This is a genomic window from Streptomyces sp. NPDC048659 (assembly GCF_040650575.1).
In the GTDB taxonomy this organism is placed as follows: Bacteria; Actinomycetota; Actinomycetes; order Streptomycetales; family Streptomycetaceae; genus Streptomyces.
Genome location: NZ_JBEZHM010000033.1, coordinates 45,042 through 64,350, shown reverse-complemented (window position 1 = coordinate 64,350; position 19,309 = coordinate 45,042). Strand labels below are relative to the sequence as shown.

The window sequence follows — 19,309 nt, the reverse complement described above, 5'->3', positions numbered from 1 at the left end:
CGCACCCCGCCGAACGGGCGGCGCCCCGGAAACCTCTGCCACGCTGAAGGGCAACCGGCGATCGCCGTGTACCGAGCCGTGGTCCGTGCGTATCCGTGGCGTATCCGTGGGGAGAGCAGACACACATGAAATTCGAGAATCTGCGTGTCGTCGTGACCGGGGCGTCCCGCTATTTCGGCCGTGCGCTCGCCGTCGGGTTCGCGCACCTCGGAGCCGAGGTCTATGTGTCGGCCCGCACCGTCGAGGCCGCCGAGCGCACCCGTACCGAAGTCATGGGCTCCGCCCGTGACCGCATTCACGCCTTCGGCTGTGACCTCAGCCGGCCCGCCGAGATCCGGGAGTTCGCCGCCCGGGTCGGCGAACGCACCGACCGCGTCGACCTGTTGGTCAACAACGGGGCGCGCTGGCTGGACGGCATGGACCTGGAGGCGGCCAGCGACGACGCGATCGTCGAGACGATCGAGTCGACGGCCGGCGGCACCGTCCTGATGGTGAAGCACTTCCTGCCGCTGCTGCGCGGCTCGCTGCGCCCCGACATCGTCAACATGGTCGCCGTGCGCGACGCCGAGGGCGCCTCGGCGGGCGCCGCCCACGAGGCGTTCTGGGCGGCGAAGAGCGCGCAGGCCGGCTTCGCCGACATCCTCTCCCGGCGCCTGCGGCCCTCCGGGGTCCGGGTGTTCTCGCTCTACCCGCCGGACTTCTCGACCTCCGACCCGCGCTTCGCGGAGTGGGACGGGCTGAACCCGGACGGGATAGCGCCCGACGAGAAGCTCACCACCCAGGCGCTCTTCGAGTGCATCGTCTACGCCGTCGAGCAGCCGCGCGACTGCTTCATCCGCTCCTTCCACTTCGAACCCCGCTGACCCGAGCTCCCGCAGCTCACCGCACCACAGCGTCAAGGAGGTCCCATGAGCACCCCTGTCTGGATCACCGCGACCCCTCCGGCCACCCATGGCGAACTGCACATCGGACACCTCGCCGGTCCGTATGTCGCGGCGGACGTCCTCACCCGCTATCTGCGGGCCGAGGGCGAGCCGGTGCGGTTCACCACCGGGACCGCCGACCACGCGAGCTCGGTCGAGGTCAGAGCGCTGCGCCACAACCGCAAGCCCGAGGAGGTCGCCGAGGGCTACCGGGCGGCGATCACCGCGGACTGGCTGCGGTCCGGCGTCGAGTTCGACCACATCGTCCGGCCCCGCAAGGACCGCGGCTACGCCCGCTGGGTGCAGGAGCTGTTCAGCCGCCTGTACGCGCAGGGCGTCATCGCCCCGCGCACCCGGCTGCTGCCCTACTGCGAGCCGTGCGAGCGCTGGCTGTACGGGGCGCACGTCACCGGAAGCTGCCCGCACTGCGGGGCCACCAGCGACGGCGGCATGTGCCACGAGTGCGCCCGCCCCAACGACGGCGGCGACCTGATCTCGCCGCGCTGCTCGCTGTGCGACACCCCGGCGCAGGCCAAGCGCTGCCGCCGGCTGTACGTGCCCCTGGAGCCGTTCCGGGAGACGCTCGCCGAGTACTGGGCGGCGGCCGGACTGCCGCCGAGGCTCGCCGCGCTGTGCGAGTCGCTGGTGGAGGACGGGCTGCCGGACATCGCGGTCGGCCACCCCGCCGACTGGGGCCTGCCGGTGCCGGTGGAGGGCTTCCCGGACCACCGCATCGACGGCTGCTTCGAGGCCGCCGCGATGCACCTGTTCGGCTACGACACCAAGGGCCCGCTGCCCCGCCGCACCATCCACTTCTGCGGCTTCGGGCACGCCTTCTGCCACGCGGTGCTGCTGCCCGTGCTGCTGCTCGCGCAGGACGTGAAGCTGCCGCAGGAGTTCAACGTCAACGAGTCGTACGTGGTGGAGGAGGGCGTCCGCGAGGGCAACGTGTGGGCGCTGGACCTGCTCACCGAGTACGGCTCCGACACCCTGCGCCGGCACGTGCTCCAGGCCCGCCCGACCGGGCGGCGGACCGTGTTCCAGCGCGACCGGCTGGCCGCCGCGCGCATGGAGCTCGACGAGAACTGGAACAGCTGGCTGGCCCGGCTGTTCGCGTCCGTCCGCGAGGAGTGCGACGGGCTCGCCCCGCAGGCGATGCCCGGCGGCACCGGCTGGGACATCCTGGAGCGGCGGCTGCACCGGGGCGTGGACGACCTGCGCGAGGCGTACGGCCCCGACGCCTTCGACCCGCGCCGGGCGGTGGCGGTGCTCGACGAGATGGTCCGCTCCGTCGCCGACTTCGGCTACGTGAACGCCCACGAGCGCTGTCGGCCCACCAACTCCTGCCGTCATCTGCCCTCGCTCGCCGCGCAGTTGGCGGTGGCCTCGGCACTGTCGGCGTGGGCGCGGCCGGTGATGCCGGAGGGCGCGGACCGGCTGGCGTCGGCGCTCCAGGTGGCGGCGGGCCGGCCGGTGGACTGGTCGGCGCTGATCGCCCCGCTGCCGGGCACCAGACTGGCTCCGCCGTCCGGACCGGTCTTCGGATTCTGACGAACTCGCGTCGGATTCCTGCGCCCACGACTACTAATCAGCTAAGTAATTCAGTAATTCGGAACCCTGCACCTCCCGCGCCACCAGCACCTCCCGCGCCACCAGCACTACCCGCACCTCAGCACGTGAACACGAGCAACGCAGTCCCCATCCCCGCCGCGTGACCGTGCGCGCGACGCGCAGGGACCACGTGGCCCTCCCCACAGGAGCCCCCCGTGTCCCTGCGCGTCGCCATGCTCAGCGTCCACACCTCCCCGCTCCACCAGCCCGGAACCGGGGACGCCGGCGGCATGAACGTCTACATGGTCGAACTCTCCCGCGCCCTCGCGGAACAGGGCGTGGAGGTGGACCTGTTCACCCGCTGCCGCGGCGAGGGCGGGCCCGCCCTGGAGGACCTGGCGCCCGGCGTCCGGGTCCGCCACCTGCGCGCGGGGCCGCGCCGGGCGCTGCCCAAGGAGGCCATGCCGGACCTGGTGGTCCCGTTCTCGCTGGCCCTGCTCAAGCAGAAGCAGCGGTACGACCTGGTCCACTCGCACTACTGGCTGTCCGGGCAGGCGGGCCGGATCGCCTCCTTCGGCTGGGGGATACCGCTGGTGCACACCGCGCACACCCTGGCCCTGGTGAAGAACGCCCACCTCGCCGAGGGCGACAGCCCCGAGCCCGAGCTGCGGATCCGCGGCGAGCGGCAGGTGGTGGGCGACGCCGACCGGCTGATCGCCAACACCGCCGACGAGGCCGAGGCGCTGCGCTCCCTGTACGGGGCGGCGCCGCCGCGCACCGAGATCGTGCGGCCGGGCGTGGACCTGCGCACCTTCGGGCCGGGCGCGGGGCGGGCGGCGGCGCGGGCGCGGCTCGGGCTGCCGAAGGACGCCTTCATCCCGCTGTACGCGGGGCGGATCCAGCCGCTGAAGGGGCCGGACGTGCTGGTGCGGGCCGTCGCGGAGCTGCTCGCGATGGCGCCGGAGCTGCGCCGCCGGCTGCTGGTGCCGGTGGTGGGCGGGCACTCGGGGGCGGGCCGGGAGGGCTCGATGTGGCGGCTGGCGGCGGAGCTGGGGGTCGCGGACGTGCTCCAGGCGTGTCCGCCCGTACCGCAGGAGCGGCTGGCGGAGTGGTACCGGGCGGCGGACGTGCTGGTGGTGCCCTCGCGCTCGGAGTCCTTCGGGCTGGTGGCGCTGGAGGCGCAGGCGTGCGGCACGCCGGTGCTGGCGGCGGCGGTCGGCGGGCTGCCGACGGCGGTCTGGGACGGGGTGTCGGGGATGCTGGTGCGCGGGCACGACCCGGTGGAGTACGCCCGCCGGCTGCGCTGGCTGGCGGCGCATCCGCAGGCGCGGGAGCTGATGGGGCAGGCGGCGGTCCGGCACGCGCAGGGGATGAGCTGGCGCACGTCCGCCGCGCGGACGATCGACGTCTACGAGGACGCGCGGGCGGGCGCGTACGACCGGATGGGCGGGGTGGGGCAAGGGCGGCGGCACGCCCCTGCCCCGACGGCCCCTCTCTCCTGGAGGAACGAGAAGGCCGTCGTTCAAGTCTAGCATCTCTTTTGGTTCGACCAAAGGTTAGAGGCGCTCCGGATCGGCCAATTCCGTTAATTCGGTGGCGCATTGACGCACTCACGCCATGGCGAGTGCACGCACAGACAATCTATGGATCCTCTTCCGGGGGCGGTTCAGAATAGAGATGTCTTCAGGGAGCGCCCGGCGGCACGGGCCCCCAGAAAACAAAAATCGCATTCTGAATCCTGGAGGAAATCATGTCCGCTCAGCAGAACGCCGGTGTGCGCAAGACGGTCCGCCAGCTCACCCTCGCGCTGGTCGCGTGTCTGGCCGTCGCGGGCGGTGCGGCCGTGGCCACCGCCGACAACGGCGCCGCTTCCCAGCAGCAGCAGAACGCCGGCGTCACCAACGAGTGGCCCTTCGTGGACCCGACCCCCACCCCGAAGCCCACCAACTGACGTTCCGCCGGACGGATATTCGGCAACCTTGGCAACATAAAGGCCCCGCAATCGACCTGCCACGATTGCGGGGCCTTTACGCGCCGTTTTTCATTCCGTCATGTCCGTCGTCATGTCCGTCGTCATACGTGGCGCCATACGTGTCGTCTTCGCGCCTCAGTCCAGCCAGCCGAGCCGGACCGCCCGCACACCCGCCTCGAAGCGGCTCGACGCCCCCAATTCCTGCATGAGTTCGGAGAGCATCCGGCTCACCGTCCGCAGCGAGACCCCCAGGTTCCGCGCGATCTTCTCGTCCTTCATCCCGGTCGCCAGCATCTGGAGCGCGGCCCGCTGCTGCTCCGAGAGGCCGTCGCCGCCCCGCTCCACCGAGGTCTCGTCCCCGTACGGCGCCGCCGTGTGCCAGCAGTGCTCGTAGAGGCCCAGGTAGGAGCGGACCAGGGCCGAGCCGCGGGCCAGGATGGCGCCCTCCCGCCCGTCCTCGGGCCGGATCGGCAGCAGCGCGTACTGCTGGTCGGCGATCACCATGTTCATCGGCACCGCGCGGGCGACCTTGATCTCCACGCCCATCTCGCTGCGCATCCGCAGCAGTTCCGCCACCTCGGGGCGGTCGGCGTGCGCGCGGGAGTAGATGGCGCGGACCCGCACCCCGTTCTCCAGCTGCCGCCGGTCCCGGTCCAGGGTCCGCGCCTGCGCCTGGCGGCTCGGGCCGCCCGGGTGCATCGAGGCGGAACTCTCCTGGATCACGTCGGTGATGTCCTCCAGCGTCTGCTGGATCCTGCGGTAGTCGGTCAGCGCCTCGACCTCGACCTCGGAGCCCGCCAGGGCGCTGGCCCGCAGAAAGGTGCCGGCGAGGGTCTCCAGGGTGCAGAACGCCCGGTCCGCCTCGGCCAGGTGCTCCCGCAGCCGGGCCCGCTCCCGGTCCAGGAGTCTCAGCAGGGCGATCTCCGGGGCCACCGAGGCCACGGTGTCGGCGTCCGGCCGCCAGGCCGCGTCCCGCACGTCGGTCACGGTCGCGTGGGTACTGCTGGTGGGCACGATCAGGCCCAGGGCGATCAGTTCGGCCCTACATCGCTCGTACTCCTCGGGCGCCAGACCTAATGCCCCGGCCGCCTCCGTGAAGCTCGACGCCCCCCGCCTGCGCAGCTCCTGATAGAGGGTCACCATCTGGCCGGTGGTCGTCCGGCCCTCCGTACCGCCGCCCGCCGTCATGGCGATGCACCCCCCTGTCGTCAGCGTCGCGCAATCGATCGTCCGGACCGTCCAGGCTACGCGGTGTGTCCGCTCGTCTCGCCGTCCAAGAGGCCCATCCGGGCGGCCTTCACCCCCGCCTCGAAGCGGCTGGCGGCGTCCAGTTCCTGCATCACCTCGGAGATCAGCCGGCTCACCGTGCGCAGCGAGACCCCGAGGTTGCGGGCCACCTGCTCGTCCTTGATGCCCGAGGCGAGCATCCGCAGCGCGGCCCGCTGCTGCTCGGACAGGCCGTCGCCGCCGCCGTGACCGGCCGGCTCCTCGTGGCCGTACGGGGTGGCGGCGGCCCAGCAGTAGCCGTACAGCGCGCGGTAGGAGCGCACCAGACCGGGGCCGCGGGCCAGGATGGCGGCCGAGTCGGGGTCGTGCGGATCGGTGGGCAGCAGGGCGAAGTTCTCGTCGGCGAGGACCATGTTCATGGGGACGACGGGGGAGAGGCGGACCTCCACACCTAGCGCGGTACGGGCGGCGAGGTGCTGCACCATCTCGGGGACGGCGCCGACCCGTTGGCTGTACATGGCGTGGACGCGCACCCCGCGGTCGACCCGGCGGCGGTCCCACTCCAGCTCCAGGGCCATCTCCTCGCGGCGGACCGCGCCGGTCAGCATGGAATGCACGGAGTCGGTGACCGATTCCGTCAGGTCGGCGAGCTCCCGGCGGATCTGCGCGGGATCGTCGACGATCTCCACCTCGACCTCGGAACCCGGTTCGAGACCCGCCCGCAGAAACGGTCCGGCGAGCGTCTCCAGGGTGGTGTGCGCCCGGCTGGTCTCGGCCAGCCGGCTCTCCAGCCGGTCCCGCTCGTGCTGGAGCAGGTGGAGCAGGGCGACGTCGGGGGCGACGACGACGGGGGCGGGCCGCTCGGGGGTGATGTGCCCGTGGTCGAGCAGCCCGAGGGCTATGAGCTCGTCCCGGCAGCGCTCACGCTCGGCCTCGGACAGGTCGAGACGGCGGGCGACGAGCTCGAAGGGATCGGCCGGCGTGGCGCGAAGTGCCTGGTAGAGAGTGAGGGCCTGTTCGCTTCCCGCACGCGCTCCGGCGGCGTTCTTGGACACGGCGCAGCAGACTCCCCTCGGATCGCGCGGATCCCGTTGAAACGCCCCGCTCGACCCTGCCACAAATTCGAACGCGACGCACGGTGTTCAAGCGCTTTCAGCGCGAACGGTGCTCTTCGGCGCAGTCGGGGCAAAGTCCCTTGAAGACCACCTCGGCGTCGCTCATCCGCCACCGCGGCAGGCTGCCGCGCGGCGGGGCGGGGGCGGTCGCGTCCACGTTCTCCACCCGGCCGCACTCCACGCACAGGGCGTGCTGGTGCGCGGGGCCCGAGACCTCGAAGACGGCCGGGAGTCCGGGCCGGTCGAACTTGCTGACCAGGCCCGTCTCCTGGAAGTGGCGCAGCATCTCGTACACGGCCTGGCTGGTCAGCGTGCCCAGCCGCTCGCGGGCGGTCGCGGTGATCGCCTCGACGTCCAGATGGCCGCCGGCGGCGAGCACGGTGAGCACCTCAAGACGCGGTCCGGTGACCCGCAGCCCGACGTCGCGCAGGCGCTGGATCACCGCCTCGCGGCCCGTCAGCTCTTCCACGACTGCCATCTTCTCCGCCCGCCACCTGGTCGGCCCAAACCTTTGTGGGCATCGTACCTCTTGGCCGTCCTTGTCGTCAGTGTCCCCGCCGGGTCGGTCCCGGCGCCGCGCCCCGGCGCCGGCCGGTCAGTCGTCCGTCCGGCAGACCAGGAGCACGCTCTCGGTCCGCTCGTCGATCCGCTGCCGCCGCCGGCCCTCGATGTGCAGCCCGGCCGAGTGGAGCTCGGCGGCCAGGTGCTCGCCGTCCACGATCCACTTGTCGGTGGTGAGCACGACCCGCTCGGTGGAGAGCTTGCCGGTGCGCGCCGAGTAGTAGGTGATCCGCTCGCTCATCGCGCGCAGGTCGAAGACCTGCCGGGCCACCACCCACTCGTCGATCCCGTCGAACCGGGGGACCTGGAAGGCCCAGGTCCGCTGCGGCTCGGCGATCAGTCCCGGCACCTGGTGCGCCGTGTAGTCGAGCGCGAGCGCTCCGCCCGCCCCCAGGTGCGAGGCGATCTCGCGCAGCAGCCGGGGCCGTGCGCGGGGCGGTACGGCGGAGACCATCGCGCCGGCCAGCAGGGCCAGCCGGTAGTCGCCGTCGAGCCGCAGCTCGGTGAGGTCGGCCCGGGTGGTCACGATCAGCTCGGCGACCTGCGGGCCGATCCGCCGGGCCCAGGACTCGAGGCGTTCCAGGGCGGGGCCGTCCCGGTCCACGGCCTGCACGGCGAAGCCGTGCCGGGCGAAGGGGACGGCGAGCCGTCCGGCGCCGGAGCCGAGGTCGAGGACGGGGCCGCCGGTGGACCGGGCGAGGCTGAGGTACCGGACGATGTCGGCGCTGTGCGGGCCGAGGAGCGCGTCGTGGAGCCAGACCGAGTCCTCGTCGCCGGGGGAGACCGATTCGAGTCCGGGAAGGGTGTCGGACTTGATCCGGATGCCGGCGCCGGGGGCGGGCAGTTCCAGGGGGCCGAGCGCGTCGAGCGTCCCGACCGGGGTGCCGGAGTGGGCGTATCGGGACGGCAGGACCGGCGCGAGCGCTGCGGGCACAGCGGGCAGGGAAGTGCCGCTCGGTGTGTGCATCGCTCCTCCAGGGGCTCGCTCGGTCCATGCCGTCCGGGCGAGTTCCCGTGCCGCCGGGTCCGCGCCGCTGTGCTCCATCCTGACCGGGGACGGAGGCCGGATTCCAGCGGATACGGGGGCGTGAACACGCGATGGCGTGTGTCTGCCACGAACGCCTGGAGCAGGGACTGTTGAGCGAATCCGGGGCGGGGCCCGGCGAGGGCGTGGAGCCCTGGGGGCCCAGGTGTCAGAGCGCGCGGTTGAGGCGGGTGGGGCCCAGGGGGAGGAAGCCGAGGCGGGTGAAGAACGGGTGCGAGGGGTCGTCCTCGCTCGGCAGCGTGACCCGCAGCTCGGTGGCGCCGTAGCCGCGCATCCGCTCGCCGGCCGCGGTGAGGAGGGCGGTGCCGACGCCGCGCCTGCGGGCGCCGGGGGTGACGGCCAGCGCGTAGATCTCGCCCTCGCCGGGCAGCGGGACTCCGCCGGCCGCGACGCCGATCAGGGAGCCGTCCGGTCCGGCCGCCACCAGCCAGCCGAGCCAGCCGGGTGCGCCGCCGGGAATTTCAATTTCGGCACGGATACGGGGAAGTGCGCATTGTGACGAGACAAGTCGACCGGTCGGTATTTCTCCGAGTATTTCCGTATAGCTGCCCCGAATGGACTCGGCAAGCAGCCTGGATATGGTCGTCGCGTCCGCGGCACCCGCCGCCCGCACGTCACCCAGCTGCATTGGTTCGTACCCTTCGACGTGCCGAGCTCAACGCCAACATACCTACAATAGCGGGGAATTCAGACTGTCGTGACCGATGTGAAATCTACGAATTCACTTAGTATTTAATTGGGGAACGAGCAGCAGGCGATGATCAGTGGCGCCGCCGCGAGTCCGGCCGTCGCGATCGTGAGCAGCCCGCGCAGCACCGGGTGTCCCGCGCTGTGCGGGGTGAGGATCCGGCGCATCCGCAGCGCCGCCGAGGGCCCGCCCGCGGCGAACGCCTCGCGCGGCGCCCGGCCCGAGGCCAGCGCGTACAGGGCGGTCGCCAGCGCGTCGCGCGAACACCGCAGCAGCGCCCGGTCGTCGGCGGTCATCTCCAGCAGCAGCGGCACCGCCGTCGCGCCGTGCCGGGCGAGCGGCAGGCGCGGGAAGGCGGCGACGAAGGACTCGGTCGCGGCGACCAGGATGTGGTGCCGCCCGGAGATGTGCGCCCGCTCGTGCGCGAGGGCGGCGGCGAGCTGCGCGGGGGTGAGGGTGCGCAGCGCGCCGGAGGAGACCACCACCCGGCGGGAGCGGCCGGGCAGGCAGTAGACGGCGGGGTGTTCGTGGTCCAGGACGGTGGCCCGCAGCTCGGGGTCGTAGCGGCCGACGAGCCGCAGCGTCTCCGCGTGCCGCCGCCGCAGCCGGCGGGCCCGCAGCAGCGCGCGGGCGAAGCCGACGAGCGGGACGCCGAACAGCCCGGCGGCGACCGCCCCGGCGACGTACACCCGCCCGTCGAGGTGGAGCAGGCTCTCGGCGGGCGGGAAGCGGAAGGCGAACAGCACGTCGCTGACCCGGTGTCCGGTCCGGGCGGGCAGGATCAGCTGGAGGGCGAGCCCGGCCACGCTGGCGGCGAAGACCGCCCCGCTCGCGGCCCAGACGGCGAGCGCGAGCCGGGGCACCTGCTGCGCCCACCGGGCCCGGACCAGCAGCCAGGGCACCAGCAGCCCGGTACACAGGGCGAGTCCGAGCGGGGGCAGGGTGTGGTGGTTCATCCGTCCTCGCCGTGGGCGCGCCGGGCCGTGCGCAGGGCCGCGTCGAGGGCGGCCATGTCCTCGTCGGAGATGGTCTCGACGAAGCGCAGCAGCGCGGCGGGCCGGTCCTGGCTGTCGCCGAGCGCGTCCTGCATGAGGCCCGCGGTGTACTCGTCGCGGCTGCGGACGGGCTCGTACAGCCAGGCCCGGCCCGATTTCTCGCGGCGCAGCCAGCCCTTGCGGTGGAGTATGTCGGCGACCGTCATCACCGTGGTGTAGGCGACCCGGCGCCCCAGATTGATGTCCTCGACGATCTCGCGGACCGTCGCGGGCCGCTGCCAGGCCCACAGCCGGTCCATGATCTCGGCCTCCAGCTCTCCCAGCCGGCGCACGTGCATCCCCTCCCGTCACGGGCGGCTCATCGTACGGGCCGCCCCACCCGCACAGGTATACCCCCCAGGGGTACGATGGCGGGATGACTACTCCGATACGGAACCGCCCCTGCGCGAAGGTCTGCGGCCTCGAAGTCCCCGGTTCGGCGGAGCTGGTGCTCCTGCGTCAGGTGCTCGGCCTGTGTCTTCGGCTGAGCGTCCGGCTGTCCGTCGGCTGCCCTTCGCACAAGGGCGGTTGACTCTCTCTTTACTTGTCCGGGCGCCGACTGCGTCAGGTCCGGATCAGGCGGGCGATGGCCTTGGAAGCCTCGCCCACCTTCACCTTGGCCTGATCCCCGCCGGCCTCGATGGCCTCCGTGACGCAGCAGCTGAGGTGCTCGTCCAGGAGGGCCACCGCGCAGGACTGGAGCGCCGCGTTGATGGCGGAGACCTGGGTGAGGACGTCGATGCAGTAGACGTCCTCGTCCACCATCCGCTGCACCCCTCGCACCTGGCCCTCGATGCGCCTCAGGCGTCTGATGATGTCTTCCTTGTGCTGTCCGTAACCGGCCACGTCGGCCTCCTCGTCACATCACGGGCCGACGGCTACTTGTCGGCGGCTTGGAAACCACGCAGGCGGAGGCTGTTGCCGACCACGAAGACCGAGGAGAAGGCCATCGCCGCTCCGGCGATCATCGGGTTGAGCAGTCCGGCCGCGGCGAGCGGCAGGGCGGCCACGTTGTAGGCGAAGGCCCAGAAGAGGTTCGAGCGGATGGTGCCGAGGGTCTTGCGGGAGAGCCGGATCGCGTCCGCCGCCGCCCGCAGGTCGCCCCGTACGAGGGTCAGGTCGCCGGCCTCGATGGCGGCGTCGGTGCCGGTGCCCATCGCGAGGCCGAGGTCGGCCTGGGCGAGCGCGGCGGCGTCGTTGACGCCGTCGCCGACCATGGCGACCGAACGGCCCTCCGCCTGGAGGCGCTTGACGACGTCGACCTTGTCCTGCGGCATGACCTCGGCGATGACCTCGCCGATGCCGACCTCGGCGGCGACGGACTCGGCGACCGCCTGGTTGTCGCCGGTGAGCAGGATCGGGGTGAGGCCCAGGGCGCGCAGCCGGCGGATGGCCTCGGCGCTGGTCTCCTTGACCGCGTCGGCGACCTCCAGGACCGCGCGGGCCTCGCCGTCCCAGGCGACCGCGATGGCGGTCTTGCCGGCCTTCTCGGCCGCGTCCTTGGCGGCCTTGAGGGACGGGGAGAGCTCCATCGCCCACTCTTCGAGCAGCTTCTCGCGGCCGACGAGCACGGCGTGGCCGTCGACGACGCCCTGGACGCCGAGTCCGGGGATGTTGGCGAAGTCCTCGGGGGTGGGCAGGGTGCCGACGCGGGCGGCGGCGCCGGTGGCGACGGCCTGCGCGATCGGGTGCTCGGAGGAGTGCTCCAGGGCGCCCGCGAGGCGCAGCACGTCGGTCTCGTCGGTGCCGGCGGCGGTGTGGACCTTGATGAGGGTCATCCGGCCGGTGGTGACGGTGCCGGTCTTGTCCAGGACGATGGTGTCGACCTTGCGGGTGGTCTCCAGGACCTCCGGCCCCTTGATCAGGATGCCGAGCTGGGCGCCGCGCCCGGTGCCGACCATGAGGGCGGTCGGGGTGGCGAGCCCGAGGGCGCAGGGGCAGGCGATGATCAGGACGGCGACGGCGGCGGTGAACGCGGCGGTGAGGCCCTGTCCGGTGCCGAGCCAGAAGCCGAGGGTGCCGAGGGCGAGCGCGATGACGATCGGCACGAAGACGGCGGAGATCTTGTCGGCGAGGCGCTGGGCGGCGGCCTTGCCGTTCTGGGCGTCCTCGACCAGCTTGGCCATCCGGGCGAGCTGGGTGTCGGAGCCGACCCGGGTGGCCTCGACGACCAGCCGGCCGCCGGCGTTCAGGGTGGCGCCGGTGACGGAGTCGCCGGCCGAGACCTCGACGGGCACGGACTCGCCGGTGAGCATGGAGGCGTCGACGGCGGAGGAGCCCTCGACGACGGTGCCGTCGGTGGCGATCTTCTCGCCGGGGCGGACCAGGAAGCGGTCGCCGACCTGGAGTTCGGCCGTGGGTACGGTGATCTCCTGGCCGTTCTTGAGGACGGTCACCTCCTTGGCGCCGAGCTGCATCAGCGCCTTGAGCGCGGCGCCCGCCTTGCGCTTCGAGCGGGCCTCGAAGTAGCGCCCGGCGAGGATGAAGGCGGTGACGCCGGCCGCGGCCTCCAGGTAGATGTTCCCGGCGCCGTCGGTGCGGGCGATGGTGAACTCGAAGGCGTGGGTCATGCCCGGGGTGCCCGCGGTGCCGAAGAACAGCGCCCACAGGGACCACAGGAACGCGGCGATGGTGCCGACCGAGATCAGCGTGTCCATGGTCGCGGCGCCGTGCTTGGCGTTGGTCCAGGCGGCCTTGTGGAAGGGCCAGGCGGCGTAGACGACGACGGGCGCGGTGAGCGTGAGGCTCAGCCACTGCCAGTACTCGATCTGGAGGGCGGGGACCATCGCCATCGCGATGGTGGGCACGGCGAGCGCGACGGCGGTGATCAGGCGCTGCTTGAGCGGGCGGAGCTCGGCGTCGGCGATCTCGTCGTCGGTGGGGCCCTCGGGGCCGCCGCCGCCGGAGGCGGCCGGACGCTCGGGCTCGGGCTCCTTGGCGCTGTAGCCGGTGGCCTCGACGGTGGCGATCAGGGCGGCGACGTCGATGTCGGCGTCGAAGGTGACCTTCGCCTTCTCGGTCGCGTAGTTGACGGTGGCCTCGACCCCGTCCATGCGGTTGAGCTTCTTCTCGATACGGGCCGCGCACGAGGCGCAGGTCATGCCGCCGATGGCGAGCTCGACCTGGGCGGTGCCCGGAGTGGTCGTTGTCATGAAACTGCTCCTCGGTGTAGCGAGTTCGGGGGCCGGGGCCCGGGCGTGGTGGGCGAGCCCCGGCGGCCGGTTACGACGCGGGGGGCGCCGGTCAGGCGCGGCCGGTCAGCTCGTAGCCCGCGTCGTCGACCGCCGCGGCGATCGCGGCGTCGTCGGGCTCGCCGCCGGTGGTGACGGTGACGCGGCCGGCCGCGATGTCGACGTCCACGGAGATGACGCCGTCGAGGGCGGAGACCGAGTTGGTGATCGCGGTCTTGCAGTGGCCGCAGGTCATGCCGGACACGGCGTAGACGGTGGCGGTGGTGTCGGCGACGGCGGTGGCCGTCGTGATCTCCACGGTGCCGGTCGAGCAGCTGTTGTCGGGGGTGCAGCAGGAACCCATGTCTTCCTCCGTTGTTCTGCGTGTTCGTGCGGGCGGGCCCGGAAGCCGGTCGGAAGCCCGGATGCCCGATGCCGTGCCCGGATACCCTCGGGGGGTATCGATCTGTCTCCATGTATACCCCCCTTGGGTATGAGACGCAAGCGCCGCCCCGACTTGACTTGATACCCCCCAGGGGTATGGTGAAGTGCATGAAGGTGAGGCTCGCGCGCCGCCGCGGCCCGCCGGCCGGGGCCCCACCAGCCCGTACGCAGACGCATGGGAGAGCAGCCATGAACACCGGAGTGAAGATCACCGCCTTTGCCGCCGCGCTCGCCGCGACCTTCGGGACCGCGTACGGGGTGGGCAAGGGCGTCGGCCCGGTCGGCGGGACCCCCGAGAAGGGGCACGGCGGGCACGCCGCCGCCGCGCCCGCGAAGCCGGAGGCCGAGGGCGGGGGGCACGCGGGCCACGGGGAGGAGGCGGGCGCGGCGAGCGCCCCCGCCGCGGGCGGCCTGCAGGTCTCGGACGGCGGCTACACGCTGGCCCTGGACACCCCGACCCCGCCGGTCGGCGCGAGCACCCTCAAGTTCTCGATCAAGGACGCGGGCGGCCGGAAGGTCACCGCGTTCACCACGGAGCACGGCAAGGAGCTGCACTTCATCGTCGCCTCGCGCGACCTGACGGTCTTCCGTCACCTGCACCCGGTGAAGGGCGCCGACGGCACCTGGACGGTCCAGGCGGACCTGCCGGCGGCGGGCGGCTACAAGGCGTTCGCCGACTTCAAGCCCGCGGTGAAGGACGCCAAGGGCGTCACGCTCGGCATCGACCTCTCCGTGCCCGGCGCGTTCACGCCCCGGCCGCTGCCGCCGGTCGCGCCGACCGCGGACGTGGACGGCTACCAGGTCCGGCTCGGCGGCACCCTCGACCCGGGCAAGGCGGGTGAGCTCCGTCTCACCGTCACGAAGGCGGGCAAGCCGGTGAAGGACCTGGAGCCCTACCTCGGGGCGTACGGCCACCTGGTCGCGCTGCGCGACGGCGACCTGGCCTACCTGCACGTGCACCCGAACGAGGGCGGCCCCGGCCCCGACGTGTCCTTCACGGCGACGGCGCCGAGCGCGGGCACGTACCGCCTGTTCCTGGACTTCCAGCACGAGGGCAAGGTCCGCACGGCGGCGTTCACGGTCCGCGCGGGAGCGGCCCAGCCGGCCGCCCCGGCCGCTCCCACGGCCGCGCCGACCGCCGCTCCTTCCGCCACGCACGATGCGGGAGGCCACTCTCACGGCTAGTCTGGTCATTGGACTAGACCTATAAGCCGTGTGATCGCTGGAGGAATGGGCTCGATGAGCAACCGTGCAGTGCTGGAGGTGATCGCCCTCGACGAGGAGGACGCGGTCGCGGCCCAGGCCGGTGGAGCGGACCGCCTGGAGCTGGTCACCGACATGGCGGCGGACGGGCTCACCCCGTCCACGACCGGCTTCGCGGCGATCCGCGCCGCCGTGGACATCCCGCTGCGCGTGATGCTCAGACTGACGGACGGCTTCTCGGCCGGCGACCCCGGCCGGCTCGACACCCTGGTCGCCCGCGCCGCGGAGCTCCGCGAGGCGGGCGCCGACGAGTTCGTCCTCGGCTTCCTCACCCCGTCGGGCGAGCCCGACCTGGTCGCCGTCGAGCGGCTGATCGCGGTCCTGGACGGCTGCCGCTGGACCTTCCACCGGGCGATCGACCGCACCCCCGACCGCGACGCCCTGCGCAAGCGCCTCGCGGACCTCCCGGGCCTCGACACGTACCTGACGGCGGGCTCGGCCAAGGGCGTCGACGACGGCCTGACCACCCTGACCGAGGAGGCGGCCCGCGCCGGCGAGCCCGGCTACGAGCCCCAGATCCTGGTCGGCGGCGGCCTCCGCCTCGACCACCTCCCGACCCTCCGCGCGGCGGGCCTGAACGCCTTCCACATCGGCGGCGCGGCCCGCCCGGCCGGCTGGACGGCCCCGGTCTCGACCCCGGCGGTCCGCACGTGGCGCGAGGCGCTGGACGCGGCGCTGGACTAGTCGCCGGGGCGTGACGCCACGGCCGCGGGCCCCCGGAGGCCCGCGGCCGGGCGCCGCTACGAAACGGCCGGCACCTCGGCCGCCAGGAACCCCTCCTCGGGCTCCTCGGGCGTCAGCCGGAGGGTGAACCCGCAGGGCAGGACCTGGGTGAAGCGGTCGGCGCCCCGGGCGTACGTGAACCGGCAGGAGGAGGGCTCCCCGAGCACCTCGCCGGTCACGCGGACCTTGACGGCCGGGTAGACGTGGCTGGTCTCGCCCGGCGCCAGCCGCAGCGGCCGCGCCGAGTGGTCGGTGTAGCGCCCGCTCGGGAACTCGGGGCTGCCGTCCGGGACCATCAGGAAGGGCGCGCCCGTCTCGTCGGCGTCGAACGCCGCGTACCGCTCGGCCCGCAGCCCGCGCGGCAGGTCGAGCACCTGGACGCCGATGACCTCGACCGGCGCGCCCGAGCGGTTCCGCACGGCGGGCAGCATGACCCACCAGGCGTCGCCGACCCGCGCGTGCTCGTATCCGGCGCCGCTGACGGCCCCGTCGAGGGCGTTCCCTTCGAGCGGCCGGGAGCCGCCGCCGAGCACGGCGTAGGAGCCGAAGGCCATCAGCAGGGCGAGCACGGACCTGCCGACGAGCACCGAAGAGCGACGCACGATTCCCCCACGAGATCCCGAACGGACGGCCACGCCGTCCATGCACCAAGTGGCCTGGTCAGGGCCCTGATGGCGCCATTAGACGCAGCCGCGCGACCCCGGTCAACCCTCGGCCGCGCAGACCGCCGGAACTTGATCGACATCTGAGCTTCGGGCCCTGCGGCAGTCGCCGCAGAGGGCGTCCGGGTCGTGGCTGCGGACGGCCCGCTCGCAGCCGTCGCAGCTGACCAGCGGCGGCGGGGCGGCGGGTGGCGGCGGCGCGGCGGGCAGGGGCGGCGGGAGCATCGTGTCGAGCCGGTACGCGAGGAAGCGGGCCGGATGGTGGATGGGCACGTGCGCGGGCGGCAGCGCGGCGGTGAGCGTCCGCACGACCTGCCCGGCCCCGATCCCGCGCCCGAGCCACCCGTCGACGGCGGGGGCGAGCTCCCGCACGTCGCGGGAGGAGAGCAGCAGCCGGGGATCGGCCGTACGCAGCCGGGCGAGGAGGTCGGAGGCGGGGCCGGTGGGGCGGGGCTCGGGCGGAGCCGCCTCCGGAGCGGGCGCGGGAGGAGCCGTCTTCGGCGCGGGCGAGGGCTCCGGCGCGGCCACGGAAGGCACCGGAACAGGCTCCTCGCCGCCGCGCCCGGGCCGGTCGTACGCGATCACGCGGGTGGCGAACCGCCCGCCCCCGAGCGCCACCCGCCGCCGCTCCAAGTACCCGGCGGCGACAAGCTCGTTGAGTGCCCGCCGCACGGTGATCTCGCCCTCGCGGAACCGCAGGGTGAGCCGCTTGACGGTGACGTCCGCCCCGTCGGGCAGCGACTGGATGTACAGGGCGAGCCCGAGGGCGACGGCGGAGAGGTCCGGGTGCTGGGCGAGGTGGTTGCCCACGACGGTGAACCGGTCACGGTGCCGGTGCCGCACGTGGATCACCCCGGAGGGTGGCGCGTCGGCGGGGATCGCGAAGGGAACGGGAAACGCGGAACGGGCCGCGTTAGACTGCGAGTCAGCCATCTGGAAGGGCTTTCTTCCTGATCGGTAGGCCCTCGTCAGGATTGCCGTCCTGCCGGGGGCCGAATTGCATATGCGGTTATGTGCGGCCGACCGTACCGCACCCGTCCGCCTTCCGGACACTCCGTCACCCGATCGTGTGGCAAGGCCCGTTGGGGGACGGAGGGGGTGGGTTGGGAGTTCCTTCCCGGAGTACTTACTGGGCGTCGAGCACCACCGGGGCGCGGCGGAACGCGTCCCGGAGCGGTCGGCTCGGCCAGGCACATCGCACCCCCGAGGAAGACGACAGCATGAAGCACGAGTACGAGGCCACGTTCCTCCGTGTCGACGTCACCGATCTCCAGCGCAGGCTCGCCGGGCTGGGCGCCGAGCAGGTGTTTCCCCGCACCCTCCTCACCCGCCGGATCTTCGAGAGCGGCGCCCTCGACGCCGGGGCGTGGATCCGGCTGCGGGACGAGGGGACACGGTCCACCCTCACGCTCAAGCAGGTCACCGACCCCACACGCATCGACGGCACCCTGGAGATCGAGACGGAGGTCGGCGACCTCGACGCCGTGGCCGGCATCCTCCTCCGGCTCGGTCTCACCGAGGCGCGCTACCAGGAGAACTACCGGGAGGGATGGCGTCTGGGCCAGGTCGTCTTCGACATCGACACCTGGCCGGGGCTGGCCACCTTCGTCGAGATCGAGGGCCCCGACGAGCCGTCCGTCCGCCGGGCCGCCGCCCTGCTCGAACTCGACTACGCGGAGGCGCGGTTCGGGAGCGTCGACGAGATCTACAAGAGCGAGGCGGGCCACGACATCCTCGCCGAGCCCACGCTCCTCTTCCCGGAGGGCGAAGGCGCCTGACCGCCCCCGGTGCCCGCCCGAAACCCCGTGGCGCGGGCGTCCCGCGCCTCACTAGCCTCGCCCGCATGTCGCTGATCCCCGATGCCCCTGCCCCTCCCGACACCGACACCGACACCGATGTCGATGTCGCGCTCGTCCGGCGGCTGGTCGCCGCGCAGTTCCCCCGGTGGGCGGGGGCCGAGGTGCGGGCGGTGGAGTCGGCCGGGACCGACAACGCGATGTTCCGGCTCGGGGACCGGCTCGTCGTGCGGCTGCCGAAGGCCGCGTGGGCCGTCGAGCAGGTCGAGAACGAGGCGCGATGGCTGCCCGCGCTCGCCGGGCGGCTGCCGCTGCCCGTCCCGGTGCCCGTCGCGCTCGGCGAGCCCGGAGAGGGCTACGGGCGGCGCTGGGGCGTGTACGAGTGGCTGGACGGCGACGACGCCGTGCGGGCGCCCGTAGCCGACCCGGCGCACGCCGCCGTCGCGCTCGGCCGGTTCGTCGCCGCGTTGCGCGCCGCCGACGCGACCGGCGCGCCCCGCTCCTTCCGGGGCGGGTCCGTCGCCGAGTGGGCGGAGGGCGGCATGGAGCCCGCCGTGCGCGAGCTGGCCGCCGACGGCACCCTGGACGCCACGGCCGCCCTCGCCGCCTGGGAGAGCGTGCTGGCGCTGCCGCAGTGGGACGGGCCGCCGGTGTGGATCCACGGCGACCTGCTGCCCGGCAACGTCCTCACCCGCGACGGCCGCCTCAGCGCCGTCATCGACTTCGGCGGCCTCGGCACCGGCGACCCCGCCTGCGACCTGCTCGCCGCCTGGTCGCTGCTCACCCCCGCCACCCGCCCGCTGTTCCGGGAGTCGGCCGGCGCCGACGACGCGACCTGGGCGCGCGGGCGGGGCTGGGCGCTCGGCTGGGGCGTGGTGACGGAGGCGTACTACCGCCACCGCAACCCCGTCCTCGCCGCCGTAGCCCACCGCACCTGGACCGAGGCACTGCCGGAGTACGCGTAGGCCGGGGCGGGCTGCCGGGACCTCGGGCCCAGGTGCGTAGCCCCCGGGCCGCCTGCCGAGGCCCTGGCCTTGGTGCGTGGCCTGGGGCCACCCGCAGAAGGTCTGGTTCTGGTGCGTAGCCAGGGCCACCTGCCGAGGCCAGGCCCCGGTGCGTAGCCCGAGACCCGCAG

The 19,309-nt window shown here is 73.2% G+C and carries 21 protein-coding genes; 9 read left to right on the top strand and 12 right to left on the bottom strand.

The annotated features are described in order from the left end of the window. Window positions 1-125: 125 nt before the first annotated feature. The 4 genes from AB0C99_RS24075 (at window position 126) to AB0C99_RS24060 (ending at window position 4,425) form a co-directional block, all read left to right on the top strand. Complete coding sequence (locus AB0C99_RS24075; RefSeq protein WP_362478518.1) at window positions 126-863, top strand: SDR family oxidoreductase; 738 nt, start codon at window positions 126-128, stop codon at window positions 861-863. Between the two features lie 45 nt (window positions 864-908). Next, entirely contained in the window at window positions 909-2,474 is a 1,566-nt protein-coding gene (locus tag AB0C99_RS24070) for a class I tRNA ligase family protein (protein ID WP_362478515.1), read from the top strand. 233 nt (window positions 2,475-2,707) lie between these two features. Further along, window positions 2,708-4,006 carry a D-inositol-3-phosphate glycosyltransferase gene (gene mshA, locus AB0C99_RS24065; protein ID WP_362478597.1) on the top strand — a complete coding sequence of 433 codons (1,299 nt, stop codon included), beginning with the start codon at window positions 2,708-2,710 and terminating at the stop codon, window positions 4,004-4,006. A 218-nt stretch (window positions 4,007-4,224) separates the two neighbouring features. Continuing rightward, window positions 4,225-4,425 carry a hypothetical protein gene (locus AB0C99_RS24060; protein ID WP_362478513.1) on the top strand — a complete coding sequence of 67 codons (201 nt, stop codon included), beginning with the start codon at window positions 4,225-4,227 and terminating at the stop codon, window positions 4,423-4,425. A gap of 156 nt (window positions 4,426-4,581) precedes the next feature. Here the strand turns inward: AB0C99_RS24060 and AB0C99_RS24055 are convergent, their stop codons facing one another. From AB0C99_RS24055 to AB0C99_RS24025, 7 genes are all read right to left on the bottom strand, one after another. After that, on the bottom strand, window positions 4,582-5,634 hold the full coding sequence (locus AB0C99_RS24055) for a helix-turn-helix domain-containing protein (protein ID WP_362478511.1): 1,053 nt from the start codon (window positions 5,632-5,634) through the stop codon (window positions 4,582-4,584). A 56-nt stretch (window positions 5,635-5,690) separates the two neighbouring features. Beyond that, entirely contained in the window at window positions 5,691-6,728 is a 1,038-nt protein-coding gene (locus tag AB0C99_RS24050; protein WP_362478509.1) for a helix-turn-helix domain-containing protein, read from the bottom strand. A gap of 97 nt (window positions 6,729-6,825) precedes the next feature. Further along, on the bottom strand, window positions 6,826-7,266 hold the full coding sequence (locus tag AB0C99_RS24045) for a transcriptional repressor (RefSeq protein WP_362478507.1): 441 nt from the start codon (window positions 7,264-7,266) through the stop codon (window positions 6,826-6,828). Between the two features lie 117 nt (window positions 7,267-7,383). Further along, a complete protein-coding gene (locus AB0C99_RS24040; RefSeq protein WP_362478505.1) occupies window positions 7,384-8,283 on the bottom strand; it encodes a class I SAM-dependent methyltransferase in 900 nt (299 codons plus the stop codon). A gap of 259 nt (window positions 8,284-8,542) precedes the next feature. After that, window positions 8,543-8,818, bottom strand: coding sequence for a GNAT family N-acetyltransferase (locus AB0C99_RS24035; protein WP_362478504.1), 276 nt, complete (start codon window positions 8,816-8,818; stop codon window positions 8,543-8,545). 308 nt (window positions 8,819-9,126) lie between these two features. Beyond that, entirely contained in the window at window positions 9,127-10,038 is a 912-nt protein-coding gene (locus AB0C99_RS24030; protein WP_362478501.1) for a M56 family metallopeptidase, read from the bottom strand. After that, a complete protein-coding gene (locus AB0C99_RS24025; RefSeq protein WP_362478498.1) occupies window positions 10,035-10,409 on the bottom strand; it encodes a BlaI/MecI/CopY family transcriptional regulator in 375 nt (124 codons plus the stop codon). Before AB0C99_RS24025 ends, AB0C99_RS24030 begins: the two co-directional genes overlap by 4 nt. Window positions 10,410-10,492: 83 nt before the next feature. Here AB0C99_RS24025 and AB0C99_RS24020 point away from each other — a divergent pair, with 83 nt between their 5' ends. Then, window positions 10,493-10,648, top strand: coding sequence for a hypothetical protein (locus AB0C99_RS24020; protein WP_362478496.1), 156 nt, complete (start codon window positions 10,493-10,495; stop codon window positions 10,646-10,648). 32 nt (window positions 10,649-10,680) lie between these two features. Here AB0C99_RS24020 and AB0C99_RS24015 read toward each other — a convergent pair whose 3' ends face one another. The 3 genes from AB0C99_RS24015 to AB0C99_RS24005 form a co-directional block, all read right to left on the bottom strand. Then, window positions 10,681-10,962 (bottom strand): metal-sensitive transcriptional regulator, encoded by a 282-nt coding sequence (locus AB0C99_RS24015; RefSeq protein WP_046906527.1) that lies wholly within the window; start codon window positions 10,960-10,962, stop codon window positions 10,681-10,683. A 32-nt stretch (window positions 10,963-10,994) separates the two neighbouring features. Then, a complete protein-coding gene (locus tag AB0C99_RS24010; RefSeq protein ID WP_362478493.1) occupies window positions 10,995-13,268 on the bottom strand; it encodes a heavy metal translocating P-type ATPase in 2,274 nt (757 codons plus the stop codon). A 91-nt stretch (window positions 13,269-13,359) separates the two neighbouring features. After that, window positions 13,360-13,650 carry a cation transporter gene (locus AB0C99_RS24005; protein WP_362478490.1) on the bottom strand — a complete coding sequence of 97 codons (291 nt, stop codon included), beginning with the start codon at window positions 13,648-13,650 and terminating at the stop codon, window positions 13,360-13,362. Between the two features lie 269 nt (window positions 13,651-13,919). Between AB0C99_RS24005 and AB0C99_RS24000 the strand changes: the two genes are divergently transcribed. Together AB0C99_RS24000 and AB0C99_RS23995 are read left to right on the top strand one after the other, a co-directional pair. Then, entirely contained in the window at window positions 13,920-14,915 is a 996-nt protein-coding gene (locus tag AB0C99_RS24000; RefSeq protein ID WP_362478488.1) for a hypothetical protein, read from the top strand. 54 nt (window positions 14,916-14,969) lie between these two features. Continuing rightward, window positions 14,970-15,677 (top strand): copper homeostasis protein CutC, encoded by a 708-nt coding sequence (locus AB0C99_RS23995; protein WP_362478485.1) that lies wholly within the window; start codon window positions 14,970-14,972, stop codon window positions 15,675-15,677. A gap of 56 nt (window positions 15,678-15,733) precedes the next feature. On the opposite strand, the gene AB0C99_RS23990 is transcribed toward AB0C99_RS23995, so the two are convergent. Together AB0C99_RS23990 and AB0C99_RS23985 are read right to left on the bottom strand one after the other, a co-directional pair. Continuing rightward, complete coding sequence (locus tag AB0C99_RS23990) at window positions 15,734-16,318, bottom strand: hypothetical protein (RefSeq protein WP_362478482.1); 585 nt, start codon at window positions 16,316-16,318, stop codon at window positions 15,734-15,736. A gap of 102 nt (window positions 16,319-16,420) precedes the next feature. After that, the gene (locus tag AB0C99_RS23985; protein WP_362478479.1) at window positions 16,421-17,221 is read right to left on the bottom strand and encodes a hypothetical protein; all 801 of its coding nucleotides are present in this window, start codon (window positions 17,219-17,221) and stop codon (window positions 16,421-16,423) included. Between the two features lie 377 nt (window positions 17,222-17,598). On the opposite strand from AB0C99_RS23985, the gene AB0C99_RS23980 reads away from it, so the two are divergent. Both AB0C99_RS23980 and AB0C99_RS23975 read left to right on the top strand, forming a co-directional pair. Further along, window positions 17,599-18,156 carry a class IV adenylate cyclase gene (locus AB0C99_RS23980; RefSeq protein WP_362478477.1) on the top strand — a complete coding sequence of 186 codons (558 nt, stop codon included), beginning with the start codon at window positions 17,599-17,601 and terminating at the stop codon, window positions 18,154-18,156. 65 nt (window positions 18,157-18,221) lie between these two features. Next, window positions 18,222-19,139, top strand: a complete 918-nt coding sequence (locus AB0C99_RS23975) for an aminoglycoside phosphotransferase family protein (protein ID WP_362478474.1) — start codon at window positions 18,222-18,224, stop codon at window positions 19,137-19,139. Window positions 19,140-19,309: the final 170 nt, after the last annotated feature.